5 protein-coding genes are annotated in these 9,447 nt (G+C 70.2%); 3 read left to right on the top strand and 2 right to left on the bottom strand.

Features of this window, described 5'->3' with window-relative positions:
- Nucleotides 1-1,157 (bottom strand): hypothetical protein (locus ACFTZL_RS06745; protein WP_382579158.1); only part of this gene is annotated, 1,157 nt, incomplete at its 3' end.
- A 516-nt stretch (nucleotides 1,158-1,673) separates the two neighbouring features.
- On the opposite strand from ACFTZL_RS06745, the gene ACFTZL_RS06740 reads away from it, so the two are divergent.
- From ACFTZL_RS06740 to ACFTZL_RS06730, 3 genes are read left to right on the top strand one after another with little or no spacing between them, the layout of a single operon-like run.
- Nucleotides 1,674-2,987 (top strand): hypothetical protein, encoded by a 1,314-nt coding sequence (locus tag ACFTZL_RS06740; RefSeq protein WP_382579155.1) that lies wholly within the window; start codon nucleotides 1,674-1,676, stop codon nucleotides 2,985-2,987.
- Nucleotides 2,984-5,536 carry a ThiF family adenylyltransferase gene (locus tag ACFTZL_RS06735; RefSeq protein ID WP_382579153.1) on the top strand — a complete coding sequence of 851 codons (2,553 nt, stop codon included), beginning with the start codon at nucleotides 2,984-2,986 and terminating at the stop codon, nucleotides 5,534-5,536. Before ACFTZL_RS06740 ends, ACFTZL_RS06735 begins: the two co-directional genes overlap by 4 nt.
- A complete protein-coding gene (locus tag ACFTZL_RS06730; protein WP_382579151.1) occupies nucleotides 5,533-6,633 on the top strand; it encodes a patatin-like phospholipase family protein in 1,101 nt (366 codons plus the stop codon). Before ACFTZL_RS06735 ends, ACFTZL_RS06730 begins: the two co-directional genes overlap by 4 nt.
- A 131-nt stretch (nucleotides 6,634-6,764) precedes the next feature.
- Here the strand turns inward: ACFTZL_RS06730 and ACFTZL_RS06725 are convergent, their stop codons facing one another.
- Nucleotides 6,765-8,744, bottom strand: a complete 1,980-nt coding sequence (locus ACFTZL_RS06725) for a hypothetical protein (RefSeq protein ID WP_382579148.1) — start codon at nucleotides 8,742-8,744, stop codon at nucleotides 6,765-6,767.
- Between the last annotated feature and the right edge of the window lie 703 nt (nucleotides 8,745-9,447).

Below are 9,447 nucleotides of genomic sequence, written 5' to 3'. Positions count from 1 at the left end.
GCTGTGCCGTCGTGGGCCAGGCGGCTGTGCACGGCCCGAAGGACGTCGATGCCGGCCCCGCTCGGCAGGCTGAGTGCATCGGGCCCGCTCAGGTGCCGGGCAGCAACCTCCCGGGCCAGCGCACCGGGCACCACCGCGGGCGGCATCTGGCCGGCGTCGAAGTAGGTCACCGGGAGTGGGCACCGGGCGGTGGCGTTCGCCGCCCAAGTCGTCTTCCCGGCCCCGGAGAAGCCCGTCACCAGCCGCACGCGCTGCTCGCCCGTCAGCTCCGGTTCGCTGCCATGCGGCCAGTAGACGTCGGGAACCTGGGGAAAGGCCTGCAGCTCCTCGACGAACTGCTCGTACAGGGCGGGCAGTTCACTGGCATGAAAGGCTCGCCCGTGGGCTCCGGCACTCGCGTACTGGAGGCGGGCAGCCAGCTTCCACACCAGCGTCTGCGCTCCCAGGGACCCGAACGGCACCTGGGCGGCCTGCTCGGTGCACCACTGCAGGACACCGGTGAGATCCGCAGCAGCGGGCGGCAGCCACGCCTCCTGCGGATCGGGATGGCCCGGCCACACCAGCGACACGTCCGCCGACCAGTCCGGCTGCTGGGTCCGTCGGAGCAGATCCGGACCCGGTGCGGTATTGCTGACCACGACCAGCTTGGGCGTGCCGAGGCGCCGCCCTGCCGTGTGCTCCGCGCGTAGCTTGGCGAACTGCTCGACCGACCCCCTGATGTCGCTCCACATCAGATTGCCCTGCCGGGTCTTGACCTGCAGGTAGAGATATCGATCCGGGAGCACGACCTCCAGGTCCTCGTCCAGCTCCATCAGCAGCGTTTGGGCACCGGCCTGACGCAGCCGCAGCAGGCAGCCCACGGCGTACAGGTTCTGGTAGGTGAATCCGCGGTGCAGGGACGTGATCCGCCGCAGCTGTGCCGCATTGAGCGGGGCGGCCAGCCCTGGGGCGGTGTCGCTGGCCGGTGGCGGTTCCTTGTCGTGCACGCCGCCAGGGTAGCGGCCCGCCCGCAGCAGCCGTGCGTCCCGCATCGCGATGTCCGGGCCCGCCGCCTCCCGCAACGCGATGCCGGCGGCCGTCAGGGGCGCTGGAGCAGGCAATCTCGTCGTCGCCGAGACCGCGTTGGTGCGCAGGGCGCTGGTCAGCGCTGGGTCCAAGGGGCCCAAGGGGCCGGGATCCGGAAAAGCTCGCGGACGGAAACTGCATGCCCTCCCAGGGCCCAGGCCCAGGGAGCCTTCCAGGCCGCAGTCGCCGTGATGCATGTTCGTCTGCCCAGACGGTCGTGGACCGGCCAGGCCGGGCGATGAGAAAGGGCCGAGCCTGCCGGGGCACATGGGGCGTCGAGCGTGGCCCACCCCGTAGCGCCGCCGGATGCCTCACTACGGCCTGCAGCGGCCGATCTTGGTGCACGGCATGCCAGGTCAGGCCGCAAAACAAGCGATGACACAGCACGTGGGTCACTACTCCGTGATGGTCACCCGGTCCCGCCCCTGCTCGCGAAGAGGTCGCGTGCCGGCCGTATCCGGGGTGGGCAAGGGCCCTGGCATCGGCCCTGTTGACGCATGAAATGCCTGATGAGGCCGTGTTGTCAGTGGCGCATGGTAGATGTGAAGACAGGGATAACTTGTGTGGGTTTCCCGTTAGTTGATCAAAGTCGAGTGAAGAGGCAGGGCATGGTCGAGACGGAACTTCCCGAGCGTGGGGTGGTGTTCTGGCCGGTCGGCACGGGCGACTCCACCACGATCGTGCTCGGCGGCGACCTGGTCCTCCAGGTCGATCTGCGGGACATGAAGGCCGCCGACGAGGAAGGAGCGGTGGTCGCCGCCGTCATCGACCGGCTGGCGGATACCCTGCCGCGCCCCGACTGGCTGGACGGGGAGACTGCCTACCTCGCGGTGTTTGCTCTGACCCACGCCGACCTGGACCACTGCTGTGGGTTCGGTGACCTGCTGGACAGTGGCATCCTGATCGGGGAGATCTGGGCAACGCCCCGGCTGTGGCGGGAGATCTCCGAGGACAAGACCATGTGCCAGGACGCCCAACTCTTCCAGGACGAGGTCGAGCGCCGCGTCGCCGCCACCCTGGAGGCTCTCGAGAACGGTGAGGAGCCCGCCAGCGGCAACCGGGTACGGATCATCGGCTACGACGACGACCGCGACCAGCACTCCTACAGCGAGCTGCCCGACGAGTACTTCACCTTCCCCGGCGAGACGATCACGATGATCGACGGCAACGACCTGTCGGAGACGTTCGAGGCGTTCGTCCACGCCCCGTTCAAGGGCGACTGCGCCGGCGAGCGCAATGAGACCTCCCTTGCCCTGCAGATCCGCATGCACACCGGCGACGGCACGACGGGTCGGCTGCTCCTCCTCGGCGACCTCGCCTACCCCACGATCAAGAAGATCTTCGACAACAGCGAGTACTTCGGCAACACCGACCGGGTGGAGTGGGACCTGCTGCTCTCCCCGCACCACTGCTCCAAGAAGGTCATGTACGCCAAGGGTGAGGGCTTCGAGGAGGAGCTGAAGCAGGACATCCTCGACCAGTTCGAGACCTACGCCAGGGCGGACGCGCGGGTGATCGCCAGTTCGCGGCCCTTCCGGGACCAGGACGAGAAGGGGCACAACCCGCCCCATCTGCTGGCCCGTGACGCCTACGGGGAGATCACCGTGCTGCCGGTGCTGTGCACGGGGGAGTACCCCACCCAGGATGAGCCCCGGCCGGTGGTGTTCGCCCTGGAGCCCTTTTTCGGGTTCGAACTCGTCGACGTCGCCGAGCTGGAGAACAAGTCCTTGGTGATGAAGGCTGCGGGCGGTGGCCGCCGGATGCTGGCCGCGCTGGGCACCACCCGCTTCCCGGCTGCCGCGTTCACCGCCACCGCCGCCCTTCCCTCCCCGCGGGCGGCCGCCGCCGCGCGCAGCGCCGTCGAGCAGGCCCGCGGAGACAAGGCCGCACCTGCTACACCCCTGGGATTCGGTGACGCGTGAGCGACCGCACCACTACGGCCGTCACGGCCGGCCAGCACCTCGCCCTCGACCAGCTTCGGCAAATCACCGGCTCAGCTCGCGGTGGGGTCTTCCTCGCCCATGTGGACACGGCACCCGCGGCCCCTAAGGGCTTCGTGGAAGCGCGCATCAGCGTGGGCTGCGCCGGTCTGCCGCGCGCCGAGGGCGGGCTGCGGCTGCGCAGCGAGGAGCCCGTCACGCTCTACATCCCGCCGGACTTCCCCTTCGAGACCCCGATGGTGTACACCCGGCACAGCCGCTTCGCCGGGGCCCCGCACGTCGTCTGGGCTCATTTCCCGTGCCTGTACCGCTCCACGGCGACCGAGTGGGACCCGGCCGACGGCATGTACGGGTTCATCACGCGCCTGCTGGACTGGTTCCGGGCCGCCGCGGCCGGGGAACTGGATGCGCCCGGCGAGCCGCTGCACCCACCCCACGCGGTGGGCGACTACGCGGACAGTCTGCTCGTCATCCGCCGCGACGCGCCCGCCGCAGAGGACGACGAGCCATGGCTGGGCGCGGCCGTCCTGCACCGCATCAGTGATGAGCGCAGTGACGTGGTCGGCTGGCTCCCCTTCGGCCAACCCTGGCCGCTCACCCTCGCCGATGCCCGCGCCGCAGCCCAACTCCCCAACGACGCCGAGGTGTTCCTCGCCCCGGCTGTGATCACCGCAGACCACCTGACCTTCGAATACCCCGACACCGCCCGGGCGCTCATCACCGCCCTCGCCCGCGGCCGCATCACCGCACGCATGGTCCTCGGCCTCGTTGGCGTGGCCGCCGACCACAACCGCCGCCTGCGCACCCCCGCCGATCACACCGGCCCGGACCGCAAGCCGCACTCCCTCGCCCCGGTCCACCTGCTGCTGGGCACCCCCTCCCGGGGGACCAGCGGCCACGGCCCCCGCCGAACCCACCTGGTGGCCTGGCACCTGCCCGACATCGCCGACAAACTCACCCGCCTTGCCGTCACCGCCTACGTCGACCGCCAACTGCCCGAACTCGGCGACGAACTCATGCAGATCGGCGAGGAATGGCTCCACACCCTGACCACCCGGTGGCTCCGCCTGTACGAGGCCCGCCCCGAGGTCACCGTCCGCCGCGATCACCACACCCCGGCGGCCTGGCTGCATGGCAAACGCATCCTCGTCCTGGGCGCCGGCGCACTCGGCGCGCCCGCCGCCGATATCTGCGCCCGTGCCGGTGCCGCCCACCTCACCGTCGTCGACCAGTCACTCGTGCACCCCGGCATCCACTCCCGCCAGCCCTACGCCGACGCCGACATCGGCTACCCCAAGGCCGACGTCCTGGCCGCCCGCCTCAATGAGATCGACCCGCACGCCACCCGTATCGAGCCCGTAGTCGCCGACATCACCCGCCGTTTCTCCGCCCTTGACGTGCACTCCTTCGACCTGATCCTGGACTGCACCGCCAACCGTGTCGTACGGGCCTACCTCGAACGCGCCCGCCGCACCGACCCGACCGCCTGGCCGCACCTGGCCACCGTGATGATCGGCCACCAGGCCACCCGCGGCATCGCCGCACTCTCACCCCGCTCGGCCACCGGCGGAGGCACCGACGTGCTGCGCCGCACCGCCCTGACCGCCCGCCAGGATCCCACCCGTGCCCTGGCCGACATGGTCGAGGACTTCTTCCCCACCGAACCCCGCACCGAGCTCTTCCAGCCCGAACCCGGCTGCTCGGACACCACCTTCACCGGCTCCGCCGCCGACGTCACCGCCCTGGCCGGACAGCTCATGACCGGCATCCTCCACGTCCTCAACGCCCCCGACGACCGGCACACCATGGCCGCGCTCACCGTCCGCACCCCCAGCGGCCCCACCGACCCCCAGCCCACCGGACCGCGCTGGCTGACCTGGCCCAACGACACGATCGTCACCGACGACGCCACCGGCTACGACATTCGCATCGCCCCCGCCGCCCTCGCCGAGATGCGGGCCGAAGCCCGCCGCGGCGCCCGCGTCCGCGGCCCGCGCGTCGAAACCGGCGGCATGCTGCTGGGCGCCATCGACGACTCCACCGGGATCATCTACGTCGACGAGGCCACCGGGCCGCCCCCGGACTCCCTGCTGGCCGAGACCTACTTCCAGCACGGCCTGGACGGCGTCACCCGCCACCTCGCCGCCCGCCGCACTGCGACCGGCAACACCAGCCGCTTCCTCGGCCTGTGGCACACCCACCCCCACTCGCCGGCACAGCCCAGCGCCACCGACTGCACGGCCATGGAACTGCTGACCCTGCCCCTGGACGACGCCCCCGCCCGCGCCCTCGTCCTCATCGCCGGCGGACCGCAACCCGTCTGGGACAAATGGCTCGCCACCGGCGACGGACCAGACCTCTACGCCCGCCTCGCCACCCGCACCACCGCGGCCACCACTCCACCAGCAGAGACGCTGCCACCCGGCCGCCCCCGCTCGGCCCTCTGGTGGCCCGGCGGCTACGCCACCCGCCCCACCACCGCCGACAGCACCGTGCCCGCCCCACGCCGATCGGACGACCCCCGCCCATGACCCGCACCCTCGGCCTTGCCCTGTCCGGCGGAGGCTCCCGCGCGGCCGCCTTCCACCTCGGCTGCCTGCGCGCCCTGCACGACCGCGATCTCCTCGACCGCATCCGCGTCGTCTCCGGCATCTCCGGCGGATCCCTGCTCGCCGCCCTATGGGCCTACGGCCCGCCCGACTTCGCCGACTTCGACACCCGCACCACCGACCTGCTGCGCTCCGGCCTACAACTCGACATCGCACGACAAGCGTTTACGCCCGCTGCCGTCATCCGCAACCTCACCGCCGCCGCCCGTGCCAGCACCCGCCAACTGTTCACCCGCGCTACTGACGTCAGCGTCGCCCGTCCCGCCAACCGCACCGACGCGCTCGCCGCCGTCCTGGCCCGCAAGGCCTTCGCCACCGCCACCATGGCCGACGTCACCCACCCCGGCCTGGACGTCGTCCTGACCGCCACCGACCTGGCCACCACCAACGCCGTCCGTTTCGGCAGCGCCCGCAGCGGCTGCTCCCGCTACGGCACCATCACCGAGCCCGTCCACGTCGCTACCGCCGTGGCCGCCTCCGCTGCCTATCCCGCCTTCCTGCCAGCTCTGGAGCGCACCTTCACCTTCCAACACCCCGGCGGACACCACGAACAGCACACCGTGCTGCTCACCGACGGCGGCGTCTACGACAACCTCGGCCTGTCCGTCCTGGAACCCGGACGCTCACCGCACCACACCCAGCACGTCTACGACGTGCCCTTCATCATCGCCTGCGACGCCGGCGTGGGCGAACTCCCCCTGCAAACACCGCACTTCATGACCGGCCGCCTCAGCCGCTCCTTCGTCACCGTCCATCGCAAAGCCCAGGACTCCGCCCGCTCCCGCCTGCACGAATGGGCCGCCAGCGGACGCATCGACGGCTTTGCCCTGGCCTACCTAGGCATGAAAGACCACCGCCTGCCCGCACCGCCCGCCGACCTCGTCCCGCGCAGCGCGGTCGCCACCTACCCCACCAACTTCCGTGCCATGAACCGCACCCACTTCGACGCCATCACCACCCGCGGCGAACAACTCATGCGCACCGTCCTGCCGATGTACCTGCGCTCTTCCCAGCGCTGACATACAGTAGCCAGCGCATTCCTGCGATGCGCACACCAGGAAGCCCGCCGCCGCAGCGCGGCGAGGGGAGGGTGAGAAACCACGCCCTCAGATCCCGGGCCGCCGCCTCGGTATGCGTGAGCCGGTACGGGCTACAGGTTGCGACGGCAGCTCTCTTGGGCCAGTCCGGGCAGGCCGTGCCGAGACCACCAGTGGAGGTGCCCGTCGGAGAACTGCGGCTGGGTGAGGTCCGCGCCGGTCAGCACGATCGGCAGGACGGGATGAACGAACCCTTGATGATCGTTGAGTGTGATCGGGGGGTGCGTGCACAGTCTCTGCAGAGCGTCCCGCTCGCTGGGCTCAAGGTGATCGCGCAGCGCGGCGGCCAGGAGGTAGCACTCCACCCCCTGCTCCCGAAGGCGGGTCTGAATGGCGGTCAGCACGTCGAGGTCGTCCTGGTTGATGAGATCGCCCGGCTGGGTACTCAGCCCACCCTTGACCTCGCCGACCACCACCACCGGCTGCGGCCCGTCGTCCAGCACCACCACGAGGTCCACCTCACGCGGCCCACCCGGGAACTCGAAGCTGACGCCCAGCTGGCACGTCATCGTCGTCCCGCTGGCAGCGGGCAGCAAACCGGCAGGAAAGAGCTGCTGGTGGTAGCAGGCAAGAACGGTCGCGGCCGCCATCACCGGCCGGGTCTCGGCCATTAGGTTCCGCGTGATGCCATCCGCGAGTCGGAAATGCCAGTCAAAGCGCCGCGGTGATGAGCCCAGGAGATAGCCGAGCGGAAACCGGCGCCCGCAGTGCGAGCAGTCCATTTCCGCTTCCAGTCGAGGCGCGGGCACCGCGGTGAACCCCCTGCACTCAGGGCAGTGAAGCGGGGCGACCGGCTCCAGAAGGCCACGCTGCTGCAGGGCTAGGACCACCTTCGTGGCGTAGCTCGCGCGACCGTCCGGCGTGCTCACGGGCCCCGGCCAGTGCTCCCGGTACTTGTTGGCGAGTCCTACGAGCCGGTCGTGAACCAGGCCGTCGGCACTCTTGGACGCCGTGTGGAGCACCTGCCAGACGGCGGGCTCGCATCCGGCCGCGCTGCTGATGCCTCCCAGGCGGCGGATCAGCCCTGTCACCTTGCGCCCGTTGACCTCCTGGCGCGGCTGCCAGCCGGAACCGCGGAAGAGGCCGTTGAGGATGTCGGCGTTGTCCAGCAGGCACAGGCGCACCTTGTCGGTGCCGCTGTCGGCCAGGACACCGCAGACCCTGCCGCCGCGGGCTGGCCGGTGAAATGGTTCCGGATGATTCGCGGGCTGTGTATCGAGCAGAGTGCTCAGCGAACGCAGGTTGGGCACCAGGGGCGTCCAACCGGGATGACCGTCACGCACATCGGTGAAGGTGACGTGGGCCGCCACGATTCCGGCGTAGTGACGGTCCGGCCGCCAGCGGGCCGGCCCCACCGGCGGCATCGGTACGGCCAGAGTCCTCTGTTGCGGCGCAAGGGACACCGAGAATTCCTTGACCGAGGCAGTCAGGAACGGATGACGCCCACGCCGGGGCAGAGCGTGCTTCACCGAGCTGCCGGGCAGCGCGGTGATGCCCAAGTCATACAGCAGGGCGGCGAGATCCTCAGGAATGGGCCGATGCCGGGTGATCACGCTGATCGTCGGTCCCAGGTCGAGGCCGTCGCCCCGCCCCGAACGGCCGAGTGCGTCCTCGCGCAGGGCCGCGCGGAGCCATTGCTCAGCCACGGCGCGAACCCGGTCGGCATGCGTTACCGGCCAGGGCAGAACGTGGTGACCGGCAGCCCGGGCGGTCCACAAGTGCATGAGATCAGCGGGATCCGCTGCATCCACCAGGACGATCACGCTCGTGGAATCGTCCGAGTCGTACTCCACATCGAGGCAGGTCAGGCCGATCGGGGTGACCAGACCATCGAAGGCAGGAACGGGGGCATCGACCCCGATCGTGCGGCTCTCGGCAACGCGAGCGAAGCGGGACCGCAGTTCGGCCGCGGCAGGGTAGTCGCCGTAATGGCCGAACCACACCTCGAACAACGGGCCCAGAGGATCTGCCGTGTCCCACTCGGGCAGCACGAACGCGTGCTGGGGTGCGGGGTCATCCAGCAGCCACTCCACGCCCAACACTCCCGGAGCCGCCAGCGGTTCGTGACTGCCGAAGGGAGTGCCGTGATCGGGCTTCCACCGGTAGCCCTCTTGACCCGCGACCTCACACGCTGCGGGATCGCCCGCCACTGGGTAGAAAACGTCGACCGCAAGAGCCTCGGCAGTGTGAAGAGTGTCCGGGGCGTCGGGCGCCAGCCACGGAAAGTACGCCCCGCCCCAGACACAGGTGGAGGCCTGCACTGCGCTGGAGACGGCCTCGGCGTCAGGCTGGAGAACCATTCCGACCCGAACCGGCCGGATGCAAATCGTTCCACTGGCGTGCCCGCTCTGAGCCATCCCGCGCGTCCTCGTCCGTCCCGCTCTACAGCGACAGGGTACCGCTCAGGGGCCCCGGGAGCTGTCTGTGCTGGGCGATGTCCGGACCCGCGCATCGCCCAACCTGGCTGCGTGCCATGAGTGATCCGACTGTGGGACCCATTCGCCCCGCGCTCAGAAAACCATGTGCCGCTGACTGGGCACCAAGGCCCCGCCACCGCCCTCGTCGCCTTGCCCATCCTGAACGCCGACCGTGACTTACTCGTCAGCGCCTGCTTGGACGACACCAGTATCCGTGTGGGACTACCACACGGGACGGGAGTTTCTCCGCCTGGTCACCGTCGCACCGATCACCTAGCTCGCCGTGCTCCCCCGCCGGCTCCGTCAACCGCAGCACCGC

Source organism: Streptomyces sp. NPDC056948 (assembly GCF_042674225.1).
Classification (GTDB): domain Bacteria; phylum Actinomycetota; class Actinomycetes; order Streptomycetales; family Streptomycetaceae; genus Streptomyces; species Streptomyces purpurascens.
This window is presented reverse-complemented; position numbering and strand designations above follow the sequence as displayed.

What these genes read in the sequence shown, in the direction of transcription:
- ACFTZL_RS06730 (WP_382579151.1), top strand. Translation starts at nt 5,533, where the DNA reads ATGACCCGCACCCTCGGCCTTGCCCTGTCCGGCGGAGGCTCCCGCGCG.
- ACFTZL_RS06740 (WP_382579155.1), top strand. Translation starts at nt 1,674, where the DNA reads ATGGTCGAGACGGAACTTCCCGAGCGTGGGGTGGTGTTCTGGCCGGTC.